We start from the raw sequence: 22,868 nt of genomic DNA on the forward strand, positions 1-22,868 counted from the left end.
CACCTAAGCTATATAGACAGGAACACCAACAAGCTGCTGGGTTTCTTCTTTGAATTGTTTTTCGATACTATTTGAATCGGATAGATGAAGAAGCCAAACTTCTTGTAGCCGATCCGATTTATTAGCCTTAATAAATTCTTTCGTTTGATTGAAATCGAAGTGACTCTCTAACAAGCGAGTTTTTCTTTTTAGATCAAAGCCGGCCGTCATCTTCTCGTCGATTACATCTTTTGAATAATTGGCCTCAATCATCATGTGTGTCACATTTTGAAATTTATATTTTACGTAATAAGAATCCGTAATGAACACCAGTCGATCACCAGAAGTATTGTCAACCAAGAACCCGCAAGGCTCTGCAGCATCGTGCTCGGTTTGGAACGGCGTCACGTACCAAGTCCCAATCATTTTTGTTTCTTTATATTTCAAAAAACTAAAACGATAATAGTCATTAGCATGTAAATGTAAAATCGGATCTTCTGACAACCCTTTAAAGGTTCCCATTGTTGAAAAAAACTCTATTGATGTAGAATCAATGAACTGCGGTACATATTTACAGTGATCGCGGTGTTCATGACTTATTAGGCAACCGACTACTTTAGAGAAATCGAACCTCATTGCTTGTTGAACTTTTTTATATTGGACCCCCGCTTCAATGATCAATTGAGTATTGCCGTCATCAATCAAATAGCTATTGCCTGAACTACCCGATCCAAAGCTTTTAATTTTAAGCATATGGATCAGCGTCCTCTGCTTGATCTGGTTCAATATAAGGCGACTGCTCTGGTTCGTTGTTAATTTGAGAATCGTCAATTATATCTACAGGTTTCGGGTCAAACACTTCACTGTTAGCCTTTTGATCAATCTCATCAATGATCTCAGCTTCTTTTCTTTCGTTTTCGTCCTGATATTCGTTGGCTGTTGTATTGTTGATTGCCTCAATCAGTAGATCGCTATCGTCGCTAGTATTAACAAATGCTTTAGCAGCACGATTGATCACTGTACGTTTTGCCATTTCCTGTGGGAAATCATTCTGAACATTTTTAGTTTTTGCTTTGCTCCAAGACTTATCGATCTCTTTTTTTGTCATGGTAGTAAGTACTCGTTCGCCATCAGCTTTTTCAATAATGCAATACGCTCCGATGATTTCGTTATCCCGGTTAGAAAAAGTCGTTTTGTGGTTCTTTAGAGTTTCACGCCCGTCAATAATTTCAATATCGAATTCATCACCTTGGTAGATGACGTTTGCCCAAATGTCTTTTACTTCTTTCAGTTTTTTTAAAACTGTTTGAGTCCCAAAATATGACCGGGTCAGTTTTAAAGTTTGCCCATAAGGTATGAAGTAGCACTGTGTTTTTGATGGATTCAACCCCTGAACAACCATATCAAGCAATGAATTAGCAATAGATTCTTTGGTGCATTTTTCTAGTAGATTCCCTGATGATGAGTTAGTCATTGCAAAGAATGCTGATTTTAGAGCGTTTGCCGGACTATAATTTTGTGGTAATGAAAGCCCCTCGTTCTGCATAGCTGCTACTTTTTGATTCACCTGATCTGTAATGTCTTTTTGCAATAGTGCTGGCGTATTTTGATTTGTCATTATTTTTCATCCTCCCAAAGTAAGCGATATGGTTCTTTTTGTGCGCCCATCATGTAAATTGGATATTTTTCAGCCCATTGAGAAAAACCTAAGTTTGACAGTTTCACTTCAACATCTTCATAAATAGTTTCTGGATCTTCGAACACTCCCAGAAAAACTTTTTCATGGTTTACCACTACATAAACAAACATTTTCATTTTCTATACCTCAACTTTCAGTTTTTCATCTTCGGTTACTTGCAGTTCAATCATCTGTCCTTCGATCGGCTGCAGCGCATTAACCGATTCAGCATTATCAACAAACACTGGCATAGTGATCCCGATTTCTCGAGACAATGTACGGATAATATCCAAATCACAATTGATTCGTGCGCCATTGTTTAAGCCGCTGCTGTATTCAATACCTTGATAAGTGGCTTCGCACATTTCTTTGATACCTTCGTTTTTCTGAACATCGAACAGTTTCCATTTAACGATTGAGAACAGTTTGTTAATCGATTCTTCAATTCGTTTCACCTTGCGGCGAGTAAATTCCTCGATCAGCCACAATTGTTTTTCGACTAATTGATTTTGATTCTTCAAATCTTTGTCCTGGTCTTTTAGCTTGGCTAAACGATCGTCATAGGTTTTGATCATGTCAAATTTTTGAAGTTCCTGGTTTAGACCGGCGAGTATTTCTTTATCCGACTGAATCTCAGCAGATAACTTATCTTCTTCAGCATTGGTATCTTTCGCAGTTGCAAGCTCCATTGCTTTTTCAAGCTGAGTGTTATCTGCAATAATGTCGCGATAGATTTGCGAATCCTCAAACTTACCTTGCTTATTTTTCTGGAAGATCAAATCATTATTAATTTCGTCTAAACGCGAGTCTGATACTTCAAGTTGTTTCCTCTTTTCGCTGATCTCTTTTTGAAGGGGAATGATCTCAGCCTCTAATTTTTTCGCATCCTCTTTCGTTGCTTTACCAACTTCAACATTCTTTTCTAAACGCTCCGCTTTATTCTTGTTAAACTCAGACACCATTTTTTCAATCTCGGTGGATGGTAAATTTTGGCCGCAAGTCGGACAGGTCTTTTGATGCTCGTCAAAATCTACAGCTTTGATTTCCTTGTATTTAGCTAGATGTTCCTGGAGAAAATCTCGCTTTTCTTTCAACACTTCTTGCATCCTGTACTCTTTAGCTTCCAAAGAAGAGACATCCATACGCAACGAGTTAACTAGCGCTTGCTGACTATTAAAATCTTCTTGTAATGTGGAAGTTGCGGCAAAAGCATTCGTTTGGAATTTCGTCTTTTCATCTACAAGCTTTGCTCTTAGGTCAGCTTGCTTCTGTTTCAGTTCGTTTAATTCGTGATTTACTGTGCCAGCTTTGACATCTATTAACCAAGATTCTTTTTCAGCAATCATTGCACTCATATCAGCAATGTTTTTCTCTAATGCCACCTTGTCTTCTGTCAAACCAAGTTGATTTTTTATGTCAGTGACTTCTTGAATTCGTGCAGGCATGCCGTCAATGTCTGACTTAATATCTGATTTTTGGCCTTTAAGGATTTTCTTCATCTCTTCGATGGTATGATCACCAATGAATTCATTGATTTCTTTAAGTTCATCATCTTCTCTGATGATCTGCTCGTCTGTTAAATCAGTAAGACTAATCAAACGCTCACGCCGATCTTTCCAGTTCAGTGTCATAAAAAAAGACGAGTTCGAGAGCATTTGTAGCGTAGGTTCGCCGCCTAATTTTTCAAGATATGATTTCCAGTCCTTTTCTTTGATCGGTACTGTATCGATAAAATATCTCGTGCTGTCACTGCTACGAGTCTTTTCAAGCTCACCTTTTTTCGCGGTCCATTTTTCCTCCTGAATTCGTTTGAGAACCGTCACTTTTCCATCAACGATCATTTCGGCTTCAATTGTTGGCTCCAAACCTAGAAGCTCTTGATTCTGCTTATCACGAGGCTTCGGATTAAGCTTTGCTCCTGTGGAATCTTTTCCAAAGAATAGCCACTGCAGACCGTCAGATAATGTTGTTTTGCCTAAACCGTTACGACCACTAACAACTGCAGATGTACCGTTCAGTACAAGCTCAAAGGAATCTAATCCCTTGAAATTTTTGTAAATGATTTTATTGATTAAAATATCAGTCATCAGATTTCCCCCTTAAAAATACTGTTCAAAGCATTTCGAAAGTCCTCAGGGGTTTCAATTACAAAAGTGTGCGCAGGTTTTTCTTCGCTTTTCAAGTAGTCATCGAAGGTTACTTCTCCTGCAGCAATATTTCGTAATGCCGAACAACCATTGCAATCACAACCTTTTGAATTTTCTGCGTCTCTTGCAAGAGCATCTTGTATTGCTAAGTAGTTAGCTGCTTGACTCATTGAACCTCCGACAGAAAGGACTTGAGTTTCTCCTTCGCTCTCCGGGCTTGTATACGCTAAAACGAGTCCTGCTTTTGTTCCATTAACTAGCTGTTGAAGTTCTTCGATATGTTGTTCGATCATTTCATTATTTGTTTTCATGTGGTATATTCTCCTTAGATAAACGTTTTTTATTTGCCTGCTTCGGTTGCCCCCGAGGTAGGCTTTTTTGTTTGATGTGTATAAATAATCTGATTTTTTTTCTGTTCCTTTTTAGCAAAAGTTATTGCATTAACTTTCTGCATATACTCTTTGCGCTTAACGCTCGTAGTGCCCGGTTTAGGCATCGTTTTTAAGCGCCCTTGTTTTCTTAGAGAAAATATTTTTCCACGTATAGTTTCGGTATTTCTTCGACCTTGAAGTAAGTTCTGTAGTTTAGGGTAGTTATTGACGAATCCATTATCATCGAATGTCACATTCTCTAGGATCGCTTGTTCTTCCCAGTCAAGCCAATGTCCAGAAATATCTAATTCCCCTAATTCTTTCAAAAGAAAGATTCTGCTATCAATTGATTTTTTACTTCTGCCAAGAAGGTTGGCTATTTCTTTATTCGACGAACCTCGTTTTTTCATGTAAATAATTTTTTTGTCTTCTAATTCCGAGTAGTGCCTTCTATACAAGTCGAATTGGAGTGTCATATCTATTTTTGGTAAACTACCGTCCTTTCTCCACTTTGAAATTCGGCGTTTGAAAACACGCTCGCTTACTTTTATTTCTTGACAAAGTTCTTCTAAATTTAGAATTTGATTTGTCTCTGCAAACAAGGCTTTTTGCTTTATAACCTCCAAAAAATCCTCGTCAGTCTTCATAGGTGGTAAGTCCCCGATTGAGCGCAATATGACAATTTGTCTTTTTAAAGCAGGTTCTGTTCTACCCATATCGGATACCAGACTAGAATAATTTTTGACGTTGCCATACCAATCAAATTTCACATTAGCGATTAAATAATTCGTTTCTTCTTCGGTCCATAGTTTAGCTACCAATTTGATCACCTCCCGCTAGTTCTACTTCTCAAATCAAACTCGAACTCCTCAGTCAAAAGTAAATTCCCACCTACACCAGCAATCAGTAAGATTTTGATCCATACCGGTATGAATCCGGTTGTCGCAGCACCAACGCCGATCATGGCCATAAGAAGAGTTAATCGTCGTATCCAATAAATTTTTTTCATTGTTTGTCCTCCTAACCTAGTAATCGTGAGAAATTATTCTCGATGAAATCTAGAGTTTTTGATTTTAAAAAAATGTACTTATCTCCTCCGCCTTTTTCGTAATGAACAAATCCTCCATGCCTAATGTCTAGGTGCCTTTTAAACTTTGGATTTTTCAAGACCTCATCTACTACCCATTTTTTAGATCTGTTCAAACGATCGGCAACTTCTTCGAGCGTCATTGTGTCTCCTAAATCATTTGCTTTTTTCAATTCCTCGTATTCAATTTTTGCGATTATTACACAATCTTCAGGTATTGGGATTTTAGCTTCCAAATACTGCATCACGTCTCGATCCTCCTTACTACAGAAAAAACAAACTAGTTATTTAAATGGTTAAATCGTGTTTTTCTTCATAATAACGAGTAAACTCGTTTTTAGTTCCAAAAAAAATATCAGTTGGATTTACTAAGTAAATTTGTGGAATCATTTGAACATACTTCTGCTTTACTTTACTTGAATCGTTCTCCCAACTAGCAACAGTTTGTGGATGAACACCAAACTTTTCAGCTGCTTCCCTCTGAGATAACCCGACTAAAACACGCGCAGCCTCCAGTGAAATTTTTTTACTCATTTGCTTACGCCTCCTTTCGATAAGACAACTATAAACGAGTAAACTCGTTTAGTCAATATTTTTATCGTTATTTTCTTAAAAAAACGAGGTTATTTTAGAATATCTCTCTTGAAAAAAACGAGAAAAGTCGTTAGAATTCAATTATCGATTAAAAGAAAGGAGCTTCAAATAACATGGGCAGACCTCCAATCAGTAGTTTTGAAAAACAGCTTAGAAATGAGATATCAAATAATTTGAAGAGCATTACGAGGGGCATGACTCAAGCGCAGATTTCAGAACTCACAGGAATACCTACTTCTACTCTCTCAGGATATTTTGCAAGAAGATCAACGATCAAAGAAGAAAACTTAACTAAGATCGCAAAAGCCTTTAATGTAGACAAAGCTGACATTGATCCTAGACATTCCAGAAACTATGATTTCATTGATCTGAAAAAAGAAATTGTTGAAGAGTTAAACGAGGCTAAAAAAGGTATTACAGGTGATGATTTCATGAGGTTAGCGGATAAAGCTAATTCTATGGGCATAGGTCTATCTTCAATGACTACGGATAGAGGAAATTCAATTACAGCTTTGTATCACGATGCGCATGATTACAATTATTTTGATGCAAATATTTCTGCTGGCGCTCCTTCTACTGTTGAAGCATTTGAAGAAGATCATATTGAACAAATTGCCATCCCTGACATGCTCATGGGGAAATATGCAGGATGTTCAGATATATTTTTCACAACTATAAATGGGGAGTCTATGAACAATGTGATCCCGAATAGATCAATGGTCGCTGTAAAAAAGATGGATTCTGTTTACGATTTGGAAAATAATGACATCGTAGTTTTTAGTAACGATAATGAATTTTCTATCAAACGATTCATCAATGACAAGGCGAATGAAAGAATCATTTTCAGACCAGACACAAATGACATTTCATTCACTGATGTTGTGGTTAGTTACTCAGAGGCCGAAAATTTAGTGGTTTACGGAAAAGTGATTGTTTATGTGGTTCAGGTTTAATAGACAAAAAAATACGATTCCTACCCCACCAAGAGTCAGAATCGTACTGAGATAAAACCTAAACAATAGGTTCTTTCGCATGCCTATTGTATCAAAATGAAAGGATTGATTCAATGTGGCAAATTTTGTAAAACGAGGGAAATCATGGCAATATGAAATTTCTTATAAGAAAAAAGATGGTAAATATGCAAAACTGCGCAAAAGCGGATTTCGTACAAAAGCCGATGCCAAAGCAGAAGCTGCTGAAATGGAGTTAGAGTTGCATAAGGGATACAACCCAGATATGAAGAATATGCTAGTTTCGGATTACTTCGCAACCTGGATGAAGAACTATAAAAAAGATGAAGTCTCGGAAAGGACTTATGGATGTTACAGAGATACCTTAAACAATATAAAAAAGTACCTACCAACGACTTCACTCAGTGATTTAACAAAAAAAGACTATCAAGAAATGCTAAACGAATTTGCTGAAACTCATGCCAAAGCTACCACAAAAAGATTCCATACTCATTTTAGAGCTATGATGCTCGATGCTTTAGATAATAAAATTGTACTTAATGATGTAACCCGAAAACCTGTAATTAAGGGGAAAGTAGAGACGAAGAAAGCCAGCGAAAAGTTTTTGGAACTGGTTGAGCTGAAAAGATTGATTCGTGACTTTGAAGGAAGATTAGATCCAAGGTACACCTCTCCTTATCTAATTATTTTGGGAAGTGCAACTGGAGCTAGATTTTCAGAACTAGAAGGTTTGACTTGGGATGATATTGATCTCGATAATCAACTAATTGACATAAATAAAACATGGATACTTAATCAAGGTTTCGCGCCGACAAAGAATCTGTCGTCAAATAGGATTATTGACATTGATAATCACACTAATGATTTACTGAAAAATTATAAGAAGGAACAGAAAGAATTGTTCGAAGAGTTAAAAATCGATAATGAGAGCAACTTGGTTTTTTTCAATTACCGGGATGGAGTCATTTCTTCCAATGCAGTTAATAAAGAATTGAAAAAAGTACAGGGTCAATTGGATATCAAGCAACCTATTACTTTTCACGGTCTGCGCCATACCCATGCTTCGATTTTACTCACACAAGAAATAGATCTAATATCCATTGCTGAACGGTTAGGTCACAAAGATACATCGGTTACTCAAGAAGTTTACTCGCATATTTTGGATGAATTAAAAAGGAAAAATCGTCCAAAAATAGCACGAGCGATTGATAACATTTACCATTTTGAATCATACAAAAATTGTGATATTGGAAAAAATGTTGAGACAAATTTTGTGCCAAAACTTTTAAAAGCTGATACTGTATGATTTTAATGAATCCTGATTTAATCACGCTTTTTCTATCTGATTCCACCTATTATTACAGTGAATAATTTCTCCTGTGATGTACATTCAGCAAAAAATCTGTTCGTTGACCTAAAAATCAACGAACAGATTTTTTTATTTCTCTGAAGCAGACAGTTCTTTCACATCCAAAGTGTTCCACCGGTCTCACAGGTAACACAAGGGATCAACCAACGCTTTTCTCTGACTTGACTATAAAACTGGCGATCCCTCCTTCTTAGACGGAGAAGCCCATCCGTTCCTTCACCTTCAACATATTTTCTCTGCTAGTCATTTTTTCTAATAATAAGAAGGCGACATCCAATGACGTTTCTGGTGAAGAGGAGGTGATGATGTTCCGATCTTTGACGATCCTCTCTTCTCTTTTGACTTTCACGCCCATTTCTTCCATCTGGTCTTGCCGCGGATTATTTTTGAAGCGATACGTCGTGCCGAAACGATCCTTTAGCACACCGCTTTTTGCGACAGCTAGGGAGGCCACGCAAATCGAAGCAATGGGTTTGTTTTTCTGATCAAACCAGCGAATAACTGATAGAAATTCTTCATTGAACGCATCCTTATAGAAGCCGGCTTCTTCAAAACCGCCGGGTATCGCCAACGCATCAAACTCTTCCAACTGAATCTCCTTCAGTTGTTTCATGGGGATACATGAGTAGCCCCACGTACACGCTAAGGTTGGATGCATCCCCACCGAAACAAGCGAAGTTGTTCGATCGCCCTCAAATAAATTCCACCCAAAAACATCTGTAAATACACTGGCCTCATAGGATTCGAAGCCGTCGGCCAAAAGCAATAAAATTTTCTTCATAAGTGATCCCCCTTTTGTTCTACTTATGATAATGTAGAATTCCAAGATATTACAGTTGATTTATAATGTGTTTTTGCAAAAGATCTTTATTATTTAAGGTAAATAAACTAAAATAGCTAAAAAAAGAAAGGCGTGCATTCAATGGATGAAACGGATAAAAGAATTCTCGCATTGTTACAAAAAAATGCCCGAATGTCCTATAGTGAGATTGCCCAAAAAGTTGCTTTGAGCGCCCCTGCCGTAAAGGAACACATCACAAAATTAGAGGACAAAGGAATCATCGAAAAATATACCATCAACATTAATTATAAAAAAATCGAAAAGAGCCTTACCGCTTTTATTTTGTTTGAAACGGTCAATTGTCAAGCTTTCCGTGAATTTTGTACGGACCATCCCCTCGTGCTGGAAAATTATCGGCTCGCGGGCACCTTCAGTTATTTAGCCAAAGTCGTCGCCGCGGACATGGAAGAGCTGGAACAATTCATTGACGAGACGATGGCATTTGGCCGTCCTTCTACACATCTCGTTTTTTCTTCATCAACAAATGATTTCAATGACATCAAAAAAACGCTAGAGACCTAGTCTCCAGCGTTTTTCTTTTGTTCTCTTTTATTCTTTTACTGCTTTTGGTGCCACAAGCAATGCGCACATAGCGATGCCCAATACGATGAATAGGACTGCACCGATCACGTTGCCTTTTGTCAACATTGCAAAGGCGATCGTTCCGAAAAGACTAGCAACAGTCAAGACGATGCCTGATTTTTGGATCCCTGTCAATTTGGCGAATGAATTTCTAAAACCAATCGTCAATAATAAAGAGCCTGCAAATGAAGCGATACCAAAAATAATGTGCCCAATCAAGATAAGATTTTCCATGTTTCCACCTCCCCCGTCCACTATACTAGAAAGACAAAAAGAAGACGAAAGTTGTGCTTACGTTTTTCGTCTTAACGAACCTTCGACTTACGGTTTTAACAGGACCTTTCCGATGCTTTTGCCTGTCTCGAGAAATTCATGGGCTTGTTTTCCCTCTGATAATGGAAAAATAGTCGGTTCGCTGATGGCGATCTTTTTTTCAATGAAATAGTTGAACAATCGTTGGCTGCGCATTTTCCGTTCTTCGTAACTTGTTAGGTAATCCCACAGATCTCCCGTTAACAAGCTTTTAGATTCCGACATTAATTCGACGGGGTCGATGTTTACCGGGTCGCCTCCTGCCATACCGAAAAAGACGACTTTTCCTCGATGCTGGATCAAATCGAAACTCTGTTGGATCGTGGAGCCGACACCGTCATAGGCAGTAGCGAAGGCGCCGATCACGGACTCGATCCAAGAATTTTCCCGGCTCGGAAAGACGTGCTTGACGCCATGAGACAAAGCCAACGCTTGCTTTTCAGTCGAGGAAGCAGAGCCGTACACCTCGACACCGTCCGCGACTAGCATTTGCGAAAGAATCTGACCGACTCCGCCGCTGATCCCAGTGATAAACACTTTTTCGCCAGGCGCATTTTTCCCCAGATCATGTGCCAAAAAATCAGCCGTCATTCCTTGCAGACCGATGCTTGCGGCTAATTTGCTGTCGACGCCTTTTGGCAATTGAATCACTTGTTCGCTGGGAACAGCGACATACTCGGCGTTCGCAAAAGGAACATCGACAAACAATACGGTCTCTCCGACTTTTTGACTGGTCACCTTGGCGCCGATCTCCACGACTACGCCTGCCCCTTCATACCCATTGATGTAGGGTTCGTGCTTTTCAATGTGGTATTCCCCGCGGCGACGGTAAATATCAGCAAAGTTCAACCCGATATACTCTACTTTTACCAATACTTCCTCTTCCTTCAGAATAGGCGCAGGGAGTTCGCCATATTGCAGAACTTCGCTGCCACCAAAGGTTTCAAAATACAGTGCCTTCATGGTCAACAACTCCTTCGATCATTTTTTCAAATATACTATGACGCGCGTTTTTCAGCAAAGAATCCGATTGCATTTCACTAGGCCCTCTGATAAATTTGAAGGATCACAAGAATAGAAGGGAGTTAAAAAAATGAAGCTAGTCACATTGCCGCAAGCGTTGTCCGTGTATCAAGTCGCTGACTTAAAAACCATCGACGTCACACAACAGCCGCTCTTCATAGGCGTCACAGACGAAGAAATCTCACTCGTTTCTGCCACCGACCGCGTTCCTGCTGATACGCTCAATCGGGAGGATGATTGGCGAGGTCTCAAGATCGAAGGCGTTTTAGATTTTAGCCTGGTAGGAATCTTGGCAAAAATCGCTTCTTTGCTGGCCGACGCTCAAATCAGCATTTTCGCGATCTCTACGTACAATACGGATTATATTTTAATCAAATCTGATCGTTACGACGATGCCGTTGCCGTTTTACAAGAAGGCGGCTATACGGTCGTGAAGTAAAAGGAGCAGCTCTCTGCTCTTTTTTTTGTGGAATTATCATTTTTTTCCTTTTCTGGTCCTTCAGCCGAACAAAAATAGGACTTTGGTTGGACGTAACGGAGACCTTTTTCTTTTATTATGAGAGTGTAGTAATAAATCGAAAAGAAAAACGACGAGCACCGACGAGCAACTTTGGGGGAGATTCGTTGATTGGACTATGTGCCGCAACAATTCGAGGAGGAACGAATATGAAAAAAAATGGGTTGGATATCACCGTGTTGATTTTAGGGATCGCTTGTATCGGGTTGCTTACAGTCAATCGTTCAATTTTTCGTCCTGTATGGAAAACAAGTTTTCGTACAGAGTTAAAAGAAGTGAGAAGAGAAGTCAACAGTGACTTGAAAGACAGCAAAGACGAAATGAAAGAGGCTTCCAAAGAAGTCAAAGAAGAATTAAAGGCGAGTCGGAAAGAAATACAGGAAGAAATGAAAGATTCTAGAAATGAACTCAAGGAATCCTTGCTCTCTTATTAAAAAAGAAAAAGACCTCCATGAATCGTGAGGATCTCAAGCGCTAGAACATGCTGACGCTTGAGGGACCCACGATTGGGAGGTCTTTTTTATTCGACTTGCTGGCGCAGCTTCTGCCTTCTCTCCGTTTGGAAGAAAATGGTCGAGAGTGTCATTAAAATGGCTCCGACAAACAGGCAGCACTTTAGGATGTTCATAATTTTCGCATCTGCTAAAAAGCCTATGTAGGGTAGATAAAAGTGCGGTCGGCCGATCAGGTTCCGCTCATGGACCATCCCCATCTCTGCTTTGACAGCACTGTCCCCTTTGACAAAATAGCCGTCGATTTTGTGATCCACCGCTAAGACACGCCGTGTTTTGATCGACTTCCCTTGATTTTCATAATACGTGATCGTATCCCCTACATGAATCGGGTCCATCACGTCTTTGACAAAAACCAATCCGCCTTTGTGGTATTCTGGCACCATTTTGTCATCAGAGACGACATAGGGTGTCACATTCAGCAATTTTGGAATAACAATTGTTAGGACAGCCAGGACAAACAGAAGAAAAATCAAAACAGCATATACAACTGTTATTTTTTTATTTTTAAGCACGTGTTTCACGCCTCCTTTAGAAAGAAAATACCTTAGTATCATCATAGCACATTCATCAAAAAAAGCTATTTTTTATAGGACTATTGAAGAAAATTCTGACTATTTTTTGACTAATTCTGCCAATATGTTACTATTATTGTAGCTAAATACGCTAAATATTTTCTTTTTTCAATGAAAGGGTGTTCTACCATTATCTTCCGGGCTGGGAAGGATCGAGACTTTCGATCCCTTAAAAAAACAAATTTACTTTTAATAATATTTGTTATTTTAACGACGTTTTCACTTATTACTTTTAAAATTACAAGTGAAATTAAAAAAACAAATGTTACCACATTGAATGAACGATGGACCTTTATCGTCAAGGACCATTCGGATCACTACATCTTCGGCAAGACGGAACAGCGCTTAAAAAATGTACACCCGAACAATCCCCTCGTTATGCAGCAGCATTTAGAGACAAAGCTGAAGGACCCGCAGTTAGTCGTCCGTACAAACCATCAGTGGCTCTCTGTTTTCGTAGGGGAAACGCTGATTTACAAATACAGCGCCACGGATGCCCAGACAGAGCCGGGGCTCTTGCAGACGACGATCCGTCTGCCTCATGATTATTACCAGCAGAAATTACGAATCGTCACGAAAACACCTTATGAATATTACGCCGGCATTCCCGCGCAAGTATTCATTGGAGAAGCCGCGAAGGTCAATCGTTTCTTCATTCTTCGTTCTCTGCCGCAGTTTTTACTGCTGATCGTCTGCTCGTTGTTGATTGCCTTATTGGTGGCCTTATTCCTTTCAAAACCGAAGGAATCAAAAAAAGCCAGCATCGGCTCCCTGCTGCTGATCGGCTTTACTTTGCTGGTGGGGATGCAATCCCTCGTGTTGAATGTTCCCGCGAGTACATTATTAGGACCAAGGGTGTCCTCGATTCTTTACAATCTGACGTCGATCCTTATTCCGGTCTTTCTAACGAACTACTATTTGCTGAGAACGAAAAAGTACCATCACTATTATCTCTACGGCGTGGGATCACAGGTCTTTTTATTAGTGTTTGGTCTATGTTGTCTCGCGATGGGTAAGCTATCTTTGCCGATCGCCGTACAGATTTTTAGCGGCTTCAACGTCTTTATGACCTTGTATACGTCGGCGATCGCCTTGGCAGAATCTGCCGATCATAATCGCTTCTACACGATTTGTTCGCCGGGTATCATTATGGCGGCCTTCATCCATTGTTTCTTTTACATTCAGCTCTTTGCAGGTGCCGCGAATTTAACGACGGATTGGCCGTTGATCTTGTTCAGCGGATTGATGCTGCTGATCGCCGGGTATCAAGTCGAGGAAGACCTCGCCTTCATCAAACAGCAGCGTCTTTTGCAACAAGAATCCCTGCAGCAGCAGCTAAAGGCAACAGAGAAGCAGAAAAATCTATTGGCGACCTTTAAGCTACTGGCTGAAAAGGAGGCTGAAAGCAGCGACCAGCCTGTAGGATTGAGTCCTTTGCTTCAGCAGATGCGGGACTATTACCATGGAGAATTTCAGCGACAGGCGAAATTCTTTTCTTGCCAATTGACAGTCGATCGAGAAGCCGCTCTGCTGGAGGACGACGACTTGTTCCTATTTATCCAATTGTTCGAGAAATTCCTGAAGGAAACGAGCTTTGGCACGATCGACATCGTCATTCGGCAAGAACACACGCAATTGATCATCGAAAGCAACACCAGCGCCTTTACGCGTCATTCGTTTGACGAATCCGTAGAGACAGCCTCTACGAATGATTCTCATCATGAACTGGAGCAAGCCGTTCTGCGTTCCAACGGTGAGTGGCATTGGCAGAGCAATGAGAAGCGTCAATATTTCAAAATCATTTTAGCTTTATAATTAAAAAGACTCAGAAACGCCTTCATTGAATCGAAGGCATTTCTGAGTCTTTTATCGTTCTATTTTTGCGCTTTCGCTTTCTGCGAACGTTAAAACATCCTTTTCACTGAATTGATTGCAGTCGCCCTTTACTGAATGCTTCAATACTGAAGCGGCAGTCGCAAATTCAATGATTTCTTCTGGTGAACGCTCTTTCAAAAGCCCGTGTAGGATGCCGCCGGTAAAGGCATCGCCTCCACCGATTCGATCAACGATCGGATCGATCATGTGCTGCTTAGAGGTGTAACAGACCCCTCCAGAAAACAAGGTCCCTTGCAGTTCATTTACACTGCTGGAATGAACCTGGCGGTGCGTAGAGTAAAAGGCTTTGATGGTAGGATACATCTCCTGCATTTTTTGATAATAGTAGGTGATACTCGCATCCGTCTCTGGAATACCCAGTAAGTGGATCGCATCCAGTTTGCCTGCGGAGCAATAGTCAACGAGGGGCAGTATCTTTCTTAGGAACGCCCCGGCTTCCTTTTGTGTCCATAGATTTTTACGGTAATTGCTGTCAAAACTGATGTTACAGCCAGCTTTTTTGGCCTGTTGGACCAATTCGAGGGTCAACTGCTGCCAGCTTTCTGACAATGCCGGTGTGATACCGGAGATGTGGAAAATGTCTGCTCCGTCAAACAATTCAGGGCCCACCCATTCTACTGCAGCCATTTGGGCAAAAGCAGAGGTGCTCCGATCATAGATGACCTTAGTGCCACGCTGACTGACGCCTTGCTCGACATAATAGCTTCCTAATCTGCCGTTGCCCTTCAACAGGTACTCTGTTCCAACACCATAGCTTCTCAAGTGCTGAGTGACCGCCTCCCCGAAGCTATTGTCCGGGATCTTGCTGGCAAACTGGACCTGATGACCGTAATTGGCTAAAGAGACGGCAACATTTGCTTCGCCGCCTCCGTAAAATACGTCAAATTGATGGGCTTTATTAAGGCGCGTCCCTACCTCAGCAGATAGACGCATCATGATCTCTCCTAGGCAGACGACCTTAGCCATTTGCTTTGCCTCGAATCTCCGCCAGCTTTGCCGCATAGTGCTGTGCGATTTCCGTGACCTGTTCAAAATCACCTTTCGCGGCTGGTGCCAACAGATTTCCGCCGACGCCGACAGCTACGACACCTGCTTCGAACCACGTCGCCATGTTTTCTAGATTTACCCCGCCTGTCGGCATTAAATTCACATGGGGCAACGGCGCTTTGACTGCTGAAACCATGCTCGGACCGCTGACACTGCCAGGGAAGAGTTTGATGATATCTGCTCCGCTTTTCAACGCCTGCTGAATTTCAGTGATCGTCATGCAGCCCGGCAAATAAGGAATCTGGTACAAATTGCATATCTCCGCAGTTTCCTGATCAAAACTCGGGCTGACGATGAACTCTGCACCTGCCATGATCGCTAATCGCGCAGTCATGGCATCCAGGACTGTTCCAGCGCCAATGACCGCCTCTTCTTCTCGGTCACGATAGGTTTCGGCTAGCTCTTGGATCACTGCTTGCGCATTCGGAACCGTAAACGTCACTTCGATCCCTTTGATTCCCCCCGCAAGGATCGCCTCACTTGCCTGAACCGCCTCGGTGTGATCTTTGCCTCGAACGACAGCGATCACTCCGGCTTTTTCTAAACGCTTTAAGATTTCCATTCGTTTCATGTACTTCTTATCCCCTATCCATTCAGCAAGGCGCGTTCCAAAATGGCCCCCGCTTGATGCTGTCCTTCTAGATTTTTTTCCCCTGAGAATTTCAACACACGATCCATGTTCGTGATCACGACGATGATCATGGTCTCTTTTCCTTGGCTGTGGATATAGTCCAGATCCATTTTGGCGATCTTGGTATCGGCGGTTACTTTGTCTCCAGCTTTTACAGCGACGTCGAAACCTTTTCCATCCAAGGTGACCGTATCGATCCCCATGTGGACAAGGACTTCTACGCCATTCGCCGTTTTGATGCCGATCGCATGTTTTGAAGGGAAGACCGTTGTCACGGTTCCGCTGACTGGTGCATACACAACGCCATCTACGGATTTGATCGCAAAGCCATCCCCCATCATTTTGCTTGAAAATACTTCATCTGGAACATCTTCTAATGGCACATAGCTGCCTTTCGCTACTGAGTGCAGATTCACTTCGTTCGTGAATTCTTCTTCTTCGCCCTCTTCTGCTGGAACGAGCATATACGTGATCACGAATGAAGAGATCAGCGCGATCAAAATGCCTAAAACCGCGAAGATGAAGTACTGCCCGATATACGCTGGCAGACTGAAAATACTAGATAAAATGTAGCCGTAGATACGAACGCCGAAGAAACTGATAAACGCTGAAGCGACAGAACTACCGATCGTCGCAGCGATAAATGCTTTTTTGTATTTAGATAAGATCCCGAACAATGCCGGTTCTGTGATCCCCAGCAAACCAGAAACAGCCGAAGACAAGACTAGAGATTTTTCTTCTTTTGATTTTACTTTCGTATAGATCGCTGCTGTTGCCCCAGTGATCGCCATGTTTGCCATAAACATCATCGGCATCAGCATGTCATACCCTTGGTTGGCAAAGTTTTGCAACGCGATCGGTGTCATTGCATGGTGCAGTCCCGTAAAGATGGCGATTGGACGAATCGCTCCCACCACGACACCCGCTAAGACAGGCGAGATCGAGAACAACCACGCAACACCCGCAGCCAATAGGTTTCCTAAATGAATACTCAGGGGTCCAATGATCGTCAATGTAACCAAACCTGCGGCAAACAATGAGATCGTCGGTGTAAATACGGTTCGTAACACTTGCGGCAAGACCTTGTCTACCCAACGATAGATATAGCTTAAGGCCAAGACGGCAAAGATGATGGGAATAACTGTACCTGCATAGTTGAAGACCGGTACAGGGATCACACCGAACAGCTTGAAGGCTGAGATCGATCCTTCCGCGACCGCGTTGGTCATCGTCGGAAATTGCAGCGTTGCAGCGATGGCGACTGCCAAGTATTGATTGGTTTTAAAGATCCTAGCAGCAGAAGCAGCAACAAAGAATGGCAAGAAAGTAAATACGCCGCTAGCGATCATGTCGATGATCAAATAAGTGTCTGTTTGATTGGAGATCACATTCAATGCGACCAACCCTGCCATCAGCCCCTTGATCATGCCGGCTCCGGCAATCGCGGGAACGATCGGACCAAAAACCCCAGAGACAGTATCCATAAATAGAGACACGGCGCCTTTTTTCTCACCGCTGTCTTGCTGACTGTTCTCGTCTAAGCCTAATTCTTTGGCGATCGGTGCAAAGTACTCTGCAACATCTGTTCCAATGACGACTTGCAGCTGATCACTCTGGTATTTTGTGCCGACGACTTTTGGGATCTTTTCCAGCGCGGCATAATCCACCTGCTTCTCATCTTTTAAATTGAACCGCAGCCGAGTCATACAATGCCAAGCATTGTTGATGTTTCCTGCACCGCCAACATGTTGAATGATTTGTTTTGCTATCTCTTCGTGCTTCACTATTTTTCCTCCTTATTCTTCGAAACATGATTTCATGTGTTTCCGTTTTCACACACATAGTAGCATGGCTGACTAAACTTGTAAAACCAGTCCTTTTTGTTGAAAATCAAAAACAAACAGCTATTTATCAACGTTTTATAAAAATATTTTTAAAAATTGGACTGTTTTTACGCCGTATACTTCCCTTTTTTCAGACCAAATTGACAGCCCTATCATTGGCGTGTTTCAATAAGTGTACAAATGATTCATATTTATGTACATTGGAGTGAAGAAAATGACACCAACGATCATCACGGATATAAAAAGCTACGCGATCAAACCGGATCGCCATAATTTATTAATTGTAAAAGTAGAGACCAACAAGGGGGTCTCCGGTGTTGGCTGCGGCACGTTCCAATTCCGTCCTTTAGCCGTTCAAACAGTCGTAGAGGAATATTTGAAGCCGCTGCTTATCGGCAGAGATGCGAATCATATCGAAGACCTTTGGCAAGTCATGAATGTCAACTCTTACTGGCGCAATGGGCCTATCACGAACAACGCGGTCTCAGGTGTCGACATGGCGCTGTGGGATATCAAAGGGAAATTGGCCGATATGCCGTTGTATCAATTATTGGGCGGCAAGGCGCGGACGGCGATTCCTGCCTATACCCACGCAGTCGCGGATAACTTAGAAGATCTACACAGCGAGATCGATACCTTTTTGGCAGAAGGCTATCGCTACATTCGTTGCCAGCTAGGCTTCTACGGCGGCAATCCAAGCAACCTGGAAACCCCAGAAAATCCGATCGAGGGCTCCTATTTTGATCAAGAGGATTACATGCATACGACGCTAAAAATGTTTGCCGACATCCAAGAAAACTACGGCACCCAATTCCAGATGCTCCACGATGTCCATGAGCGTCTGCACCCGAATCAGGCGATCCAATTTGCGAAAGCAGCAGAAAAATACAACCTCTTCTTTTTAGAGGATATCCTGCCGCCAAACCAAAATGAATGGTTGGCGCAATTGCGCAGTCAATCGGTGACACCTATCGCTACAGGCGAATTGTTCAACAATCCGATGGAGTGGAAGGAATTGGTACGCAACCGTCAAATCGACTACATGCGGGCGCATGTGTCACAGATCGGCGGGATCACACCGGCGCTGAAGCTGGCCCATTATTGCGACGCGATGGGTATCCGTATTGCTTGGCATACACCATCAGACATCACCCCTGTTGGATTAGCGGTGAATACGCACTTGAATATTCATTTACACAATGCCGCCATCCAAGAAAACATCGACATTCCTGAAAATATGAAGAAGCTCTTTGGCAATATTCCGACTCCTGAAAAAGGCTTCTTTTATCCGATCGAAGAAAGCGGCATCGGCGTTACCTTCAATGAAGAATTAGCCGCGGAGTATCCCGTGGTCTACCGTCCCCACGAATGGACGCAAAGCCGCACACCCGACGGAACGATCGTTACACCTTAAGAAAAACTAGCGAAACGCCCCGCACTCAGTTGGATGCTGAAGCGCGGGGCGTTTTTTGGCAAATGAAAGTGGCAGCGTTAGTCGATCCTTGACCGATGGATCTCTCGGTCAAACGGTCGAATATAGGTCACTGAATAATCGATCGCCACGATGCTGCTGTATTCAAAGACCTGACCATCTTCTAAGATCGCTCGATTGGTGATTTGCATCGCGGGGGTCCCGCGCTTGCACAGGAGTAGCCTTGATTGTTCCTTTGACGTAGTGATGGGGTCATAGCTGGTGATGTAATGGGAAATCCGGAAGCCCTTCTGTTCCACGTAATTCTGGATCGAGTGCTCGACGACCTCTTTGGATAAATCAGGAAACATCGCCACCGGCAGCTTCGAGATCTCTAGCTGTTCGATCTTGTAATTGACGATCCGAATCCGTTCGAAGGTCCAGATCTCCTCTCCGTCTGGAAGTTGGAAGATCTTCTGCTCATCTAACGTAGCAGGCCCCTTCTTCAAATCGATCATCTTTGAGCCGATCCGATCATAAGGGGTTCGAGTCAGCGAATTGAAGATCAGCGGATTTTTCACCCATTTTTCATGGACGAAGATCCCCGAGCCTTGAACGACGCGGACGATCCCGATCTCCTCGAGGTTTTTCACTGCCTGCTGGATCGTAAAGCGAGAGACTCCGTAGATGTCCGCCAGCTTTCTTTGATTCGGCAGCTTCCCCTCCTTAAATTCTTCCTGATAGATTTTGCTCAATAGGTCCTGAACGATGAATTCGCGCTTTTTCATAGAAGCTCCTTTGTTGACTGTATTCTTACTTCCTATCTTAACAAAAGAAAACGATTTTTACAGTCTGTTTTCTTGAAGTCTGATACTAAAAAAAACGCCCCTTCTGAGATCGAAGGGGCGTTTTGTCTTAATAGATCAATGATAAAAAGTCTTCTTTTGTGATGTTGCCAAAATAATGCGTCAGGTCGATCTGGTCAATCTGGTCTTCTAAGGCCTTCTTATCATAACGAGTGCCCACCAATTGCTCTTCGACATCCTTGATCTCGCCTAATCCAAAGAAATCACCGAAAATCTTTGCCTTTTCGATCGCACCATTGGCAACGTCTAGGCGAACCTCGATAGAACCGATCGGGAAACGTTTTTGGCGTTCCAGATTAAATTCAGGCGAACGGCCGTAGTTCCAATCCCAATTTTTGTAGTAGTCTTCAGAAATCTGATTGATGGCTTTCCAATCTTCGTCAGTCAACTCATGGGTCTTGACTTGATCGACACTGTCCACACCAAAGATCTGCAAGAGGATCGCTTGGCGGAATTCTTCGGTGGTCATGTCCTGTTTGTCCGCCGGCAAGAATTCTTTGATGTTCGTCACGCGGGAACGGATCGACTTGATCCCTTTTGATTCGATCTTGTCTTTTTTGACCTTCAACGCATTCACGACTTCATCGATGTCGCTGTCAAACATCAGCGTGCCGTGGGCGAACATCCGACCATTGGTTGAGTACATCGCATTGCCGGAGAATTTTTTGTCCTCGATCACTAAGTCGTTGCGGCCTTTCAATTGAGCCCCTTCGATGCCTAGCTTGTGGAGGGCTTCCACGATAGGCTCCGTTAATTTTTTGAAATCCCTAAAGGAGTTGCCGTCATCTGGCATGATGAAGCTGAAATTCAAATTCCCATGGTCATGATACACCGCACCGCCGCCGCTCAATCGTCGAACGACATGAATCCCTTTTTCATCGACATAGTCCTTGTTGATCTCTTCGATCGTGTTTTGATTCCGACCGATGATGATCGAAGGCTCATTGATGTAGAAAAGCAGGATTGGTTCGTCTAAGGGCATGTTTTGCAATAAATACGTCTCGATGGCAAGATTTACTCGTGGGTCACGTTCGTTGTCATTTGGTACATAAAGCATATTTCCAACTCCTAACTCCGATTAAGGAATAAAATTTTTGTCTAAAACTCAAACACTTTATGAGGCGCTGCTAATTCAACGGGGATGCCTCCGCTGACAGCCGCCGCCTGTTGGCGTAATTCTTCCAGATCGCCGTGCTGCGGCAAATGAGTCAACACCAATTTTTTGACTGCGGCATGTTTGGCGAACCTTCCGGCTTCTCCCGCCGTAAAGTGGGCTTTATGGTGTTCATTGCCATCAAATAAATACGTATCGGCTAAAAACAGGTCCGCGTCTTTGGCAAATTCATTGAAGGATTCTAGATAGCCAGAGTCTCCGGTGAAGACGAAGACAGCACCTGTTTTTTCCTCCACAAACCGCATCGCATAGCAAGGGACCGGATGAATCGTCTTCATAAACGTAACAAGAAACGGCCCGACTTTCAATTCTTCTGCTTCGAAATACGGGCGCCCTTCTGTCACGCCTTCCATCGTCAACTCATTGAAATGAACGTCATCCTCCGTATGCCCATAAATCGGCAAAATAGGTTTTGGCGTTTGGGTCGGGTAAAGCTGCCAATAATATTGCAATACCCCCAGATCCGCAATATGATCGTGGTGGTAATGGGTCAAAATCACCGCATCTAATGCCAAAGGATCAAGCTCCTTTTCCAGCTCCACCAAAGTCGAGCTGCCGGCATCTAATAATAAATGGAAGCCTTCTGATTCCAGCAAATAGCTGGTGGTTCCTTGGCCTTCATATGGATACGCACCTAAACAACCGAGTACGGTTACTTTCATGCGAATTCCCCCTGTTCGATTTTTTCTTTCAAGGCTTGGTCATAAAATGCTGCGCTTGCTGTATTGACATAGACAGCAACAAAGAGCAGGCCGACGACCAAAGCAACAAGTCCAAGAATGTACCAGCCGATAAAGGATAATTGCAACAGAATGTATTTGCCCCAACGGTCCTTCAACAGAGACCACGCCAACTTGATACAGGCACCGACACTTAAATCCGGGTAATCAAATTTCACCCACACAGCAAATTTGAAAATAATGCTGATGATCGTACTGACTAATAAGAAAACCAACGTCAAGATGACATACAGTCCGATGACTCCGATGCTCATCAAGGCCGTAACATTCTCTGCACTCGTTACGCCGCCTGAAGAAATCAAGGACAGGTAGACACTGCCTCCTGCTTGTAATAATAAGGGAACAAAGAACACGGCTGCCAAGGCATATTGAACCACTTGCGCAATAATATTGATCAGTAACAACGGAACATAATAGCCTTTTTGAAATACGACAAAGATTTGGCCCAATTCCGCTCTGCCGCCTCGCACAACATATAAGCTGATGTAATACAAGGCATAGCTAAATGCAAAAAGGACAAAGATGCTCAATAAAAATGAAAGGGTGAATTGAATGCCCTCGTTATTGAAATTTGATGTAACACTGCTGATCGCTCCGGTCAAGATCCCCACGATCACAACCAATCCAACGTTGATTCCCCACTGCCCACTTAATCGATCCTTGGCTAGTTGGCGATAATTGCTAAGACTCATGAACCCACT

Annotated in this window: 27 protein-coding genes; 7 read left to right on the forward strand and 20 right to left on the reverse strand. The window is 42.4% G+C overall.

Going from position 1 to position 22,868, the window contains the following annotated elements; translation table 11 throughout:
* Positions 1-3: 3 nt before the first annotated feature.
* The 9 genes from I592_RS12045 to I592_RS12085 are packed head-to-tail and all read right to left on the reverse strand — an operon-like array spanning position 4 to position 5,796.
* Positions 4-732 carry an MBL fold metallo-hydrolase gene (locus I592_RS12045; RefSeq protein ID WP_010779929.1) on the reverse strand — a complete coding sequence of 243 codons (729 nt, stop codon included), beginning with the start codon at positions 730-732 and terminating at the stop codon, positions 4-6.
* Positions 725-1,597, reverse strand: coding sequence for a recombinase RecT (locus I592_RS12050; protein ID WP_010779928.1), 873 nt, complete (start codon positions 1,595-1,597; stop codon positions 725-727). The genes I592_RS12045 and I592_RS12050 overlap by 8 nt, the downstream gene beginning before the upstream one ends.
* A complete protein-coding gene (locus tag I592_RS12055) occupies positions 1,597-1,794 on the reverse strand; it encodes a hypothetical protein (RefSeq protein ID WP_010779927.1) in 198 nt (65 codons plus the stop codon). Before I592_RS12055 ends, I592_RS12050 begins: the two co-directional genes overlap by 1 nt.
* A gap of 3 nt (positions 1,795-1,797) precedes the next feature.
* A complete protein-coding gene (locus I592_RS12060) occupies positions 1,798-3,744 on the reverse strand; it encodes an AAA family ATPase (RefSeq protein WP_010779926.1) in 1,947 nt (648 codons plus the stop codon).
* Complete coding sequence (locus I592_RS12065; RefSeq protein ID WP_010779925.1) at positions 3,744-4,115, reverse strand: hypothetical protein; 372 nt, start codon at positions 4,113-4,115, stop codon at positions 3,744-3,746. Before I592_RS12065 ends, I592_RS12060 begins: the two co-directional genes overlap by 1 nt.
* Positions 4,116-4,144: 29 nt before the next feature.
* On the reverse strand, positions 4,145-4,996 hold the full coding sequence (locus I592_RS12070; RefSeq protein WP_010779924.1) for a hypothetical protein: 852 nt from the start codon (positions 4,994-4,996) through the stop codon (positions 4,145-4,147).
* Between the two features lie 5 nt (positions 4,997-5,001).
* Positions 5,002-5,184: a hypothetical protein gene (locus I592_RS12075; protein ID WP_010779923.1), complete on the reverse strand. Its 183-nt coding sequence runs from the start codon at positions 5,182-5,184 to the stop codon at positions 5,002-5,004.
* A gap of 11 nt (positions 5,185-5,195) precedes the next feature.
* On the reverse strand, positions 5,196-5,507 hold the full coding sequence (locus I592_RS12080; RefSeq protein WP_010779922.1) for a DUF771 domain-containing protein: 312 nt from the start codon (positions 5,505-5,507) through the stop codon (positions 5,196-5,198).
* A 43-nt stretch (positions 5,508-5,550) separates the two neighbouring features.
* Positions 5,551-5,796 carry a helix-turn-helix domain-containing protein gene (locus I592_RS12085; RefSeq protein WP_010779921.1) on the reverse strand — a complete coding sequence of 82 codons (246 nt, stop codon included), beginning with the start codon at positions 5,794-5,796 and terminating at the stop codon, positions 5,551-5,553.
* Positions 5,797-5,969: 173 nt separating this feature from the next.
* Between I592_RS12085 and I592_RS12090 the strand changes: the two genes are divergently transcribed.
* Positions 5,970-6,809: a LexA family transcriptional regulator gene (locus I592_RS12090; RefSeq protein WP_010779920.1), complete on the forward strand. Its 840-nt coding sequence runs from the start codon at positions 5,970-5,972 to the stop codon at positions 6,807-6,809.
* Positions 6,810-6,924: 115 nt separating this feature from the next.
* Positions 6,925-8,133, forward strand: a complete 1,209-nt coding sequence (locus I592_RS12095) for a tyrosine-type recombinase/integrase (RefSeq protein ID WP_010779919.1) — start codon at positions 6,925-6,927, stop codon at positions 8,131-8,133.
* Positions 8,134-8,386: 253 nt separating this feature from the next.
* Here the strand turns inward: I592_RS12095 and I592_RS12100 are convergent, their stop codons facing one another.
* Entirely contained in the window at positions 8,387-8,977 is a 591-nt protein-coding gene (locus I592_RS12100) for a DJ-1/PfpI family protein (RefSeq protein ID WP_010779918.1), read from the reverse strand.
* A gap of 141 nt (positions 8,978-9,118) precedes the next feature.
* On the opposite strand from I592_RS12100, the gene I592_RS12105 reads away from it, so the two are divergent.
* A complete protein-coding gene (locus I592_RS12105) occupies positions 9,119-9,559 on the forward strand; it encodes an Lrp/AsnC family transcriptional regulator (RefSeq protein ID WP_010779917.1) in 441 nt (146 codons plus the stop codon).
* 27 nt (positions 9,560-9,586) lie between these two features.
* On the opposite strand, the gene I592_RS12110 is transcribed toward I592_RS12105, so the two are convergent.
* Positions 9,587-9,853 carry a hypothetical protein gene (locus I592_RS12110; protein WP_010779916.1) on the reverse strand — a complete coding sequence of 89 codons (267 nt, stop codon included), beginning with the start codon at positions 9,851-9,853 and terminating at the stop codon, positions 9,587-9,589.
* A gap of 87 nt (positions 9,854-9,940) precedes the next feature.
* Complete coding sequence (locus I592_RS12115) at positions 9,941-10,894, reverse strand: quinone oxidoreductase family protein (protein ID WP_010779915.1); 954 nt, start codon at positions 10,892-10,894, stop codon at positions 9,941-9,943.
* A gap of 130 nt (positions 10,895-11,024) precedes the next feature.
* Between I592_RS12115 and I592_RS12120 the strand changes: the two genes are divergently transcribed.
* Positions 11,025-11,393 carry an ACT domain-containing protein gene (locus I592_RS12120; RefSeq protein WP_010779913.1) on the forward strand — a complete coding sequence of 123 codons (369 nt, stop codon included), beginning with the start codon at positions 11,025-11,027 and terminating at the stop codon, positions 11,391-11,393.
* Positions 11,394-11,620: 227 nt separating this feature from the next.
* Positions 11,621-11,905 (forward strand): hypothetical protein, encoded by a 285-nt coding sequence (locus I592_RS12125; protein ID WP_010779912.1) that lies wholly within the window; start codon positions 11,621-11,623, stop codon positions 11,903-11,905.
* An 86-nt stretch (positions 11,906-11,991) separates the two neighbouring features.
* Here the strand turns inward: I592_RS12125 and I592_RS12130 are convergent, their stop codons facing one another.
* Entirely contained in the window at positions 11,992-12,498 is a 507-nt protein-coding gene (locus I592_RS12130) for a S24/S26 family peptidase (RefSeq protein WP_010779911.1), read from the reverse strand.
* A 333-nt stretch (positions 12,499-12,831) separates the two neighbouring features.
* Here I592_RS12130 and I592_RS12135 point away from each other — a divergent pair, with 333 nt between their 5' ends.
* On the forward strand, positions 12,832-14,373 hold the full coding sequence (locus I592_RS12135) for a DMT family transporter (RefSeq protein WP_244265176.1): 1,542 nt from the start codon (positions 12,832-12,834) through the stop codon (positions 14,371-14,373).
* A gap of 51 nt (positions 14,374-14,424) precedes the next feature.
* Here I592_RS12135 and I592_RS12140 read toward each other — a convergent pair whose 3' ends face one another.
* From I592_RS12140 to I592_RS12150, 3 genes are read right to left on the reverse strand one after another with little or no spacing between them, the layout of a single operon-like run.
* Positions 14,425-15,420, reverse strand: a complete 996-nt coding sequence (locus tag I592_RS12140; RefSeq protein WP_010779909.1) for a sugar kinase — start codon at positions 15,418-15,420, stop codon at positions 14,425-14,427.
* Positions 15,413-16,072, reverse strand: a complete 660-nt coding sequence (locus I592_RS12145) for a bifunctional 4-hydroxy-2-oxoglutarate aldolase/2-dehydro-3-deoxy-phosphogluconate aldolase (protein WP_010779908.1) — start codon at positions 16,070-16,072, stop codon at positions 15,413-15,415. The genes I592_RS12140 and I592_RS12145 overlap by 8 nt, the downstream gene beginning before the upstream one ends.
* 14 nt (positions 16,073-16,086) lie before the next feature.
* Positions 16,087-17,916, reverse strand: a complete 1,830-nt coding sequence (locus I592_RS12150) for a glucose PTS transporter subunit IIA (RefSeq protein WP_010779907.1) — start codon at positions 17,914-17,916, stop codon at positions 16,087-16,089.
* A gap of 274 nt (positions 17,917-18,190) precedes the next feature.
* On the opposite strand from I592_RS12150, the gene I592_RS12155 reads away from it, so the two are divergent.
* The gene (locus I592_RS12155; protein ID WP_010779906.1) at positions 18,191-19,390 is read left to right on the forward strand and encodes an enolase C-terminal domain-like protein; all 1,200 of its coding nucleotides are present in this window, start codon (positions 18,191-18,193) and stop codon (positions 19,388-19,390) included.
* A 77-nt stretch (positions 19,391-19,467) separates the two neighbouring features.
* Here the strand turns inward: I592_RS12155 and I592_RS12160 are convergent, their stop codons facing one another.
* The 4 genes from I592_RS12160 to I592_RS12175 all read right to left on the reverse strand — a co-directional run bounded on the left by I592_RS12160 (position 19,468) and on the right by I592_RS12175 (position 22,859).
* The gene (locus I592_RS12160; RefSeq protein WP_010779905.1) at positions 19,468-20,175 is read right to left on the reverse strand and encodes a GntR family transcriptional regulator; all 708 of its coding nucleotides are present in this window, start codon (positions 20,173-20,175) and stop codon (positions 19,468-19,470) included.
* Between the two features lie 127 nt (positions 20,176-20,302).
* A complete protein-coding gene (gene lplA / locus I592_RS12165) occupies positions 20,303-21,310 on the reverse strand; it encodes a lipoate--protein ligase (RefSeq protein WP_010779904.1) in 1,008 nt (335 codons plus the stop codon).
* 41 nt (positions 21,311-21,351) lie between these two features.
* Positions 21,352-22,089 carry an MBL fold metallo-hydrolase gene (locus I592_RS12170; RefSeq protein WP_010779903.1) on the reverse strand — a complete coding sequence of 246 codons (738 nt, stop codon included), beginning with the start codon at positions 22,087-22,089 and terminating at the stop codon, positions 21,352-21,354.
* Positions 22,086-22,859 (reverse strand): DUF975 family protein, encoded by a 774-nt coding sequence (locus tag I592_RS12175; RefSeq protein WP_010779902.1) that lies wholly within the window; start codon positions 22,857-22,859, stop codon positions 22,086-22,088. The genes I592_RS12170 and I592_RS12175 overlap by 4 nt, the downstream gene beginning before the upstream one ends.
* Positions 22,860-22,868: the final 9 nt, after the last annotated feature.

Source organism: Enterococcus gilvus ATCC BAA-350, assembly GCF_000407545.1.
GTDB lineage: Bacteria > Bacillota > Bacilli > Lactobacillales > Enterococcaceae > Enterococcus_A > Enterococcus_A gilvus.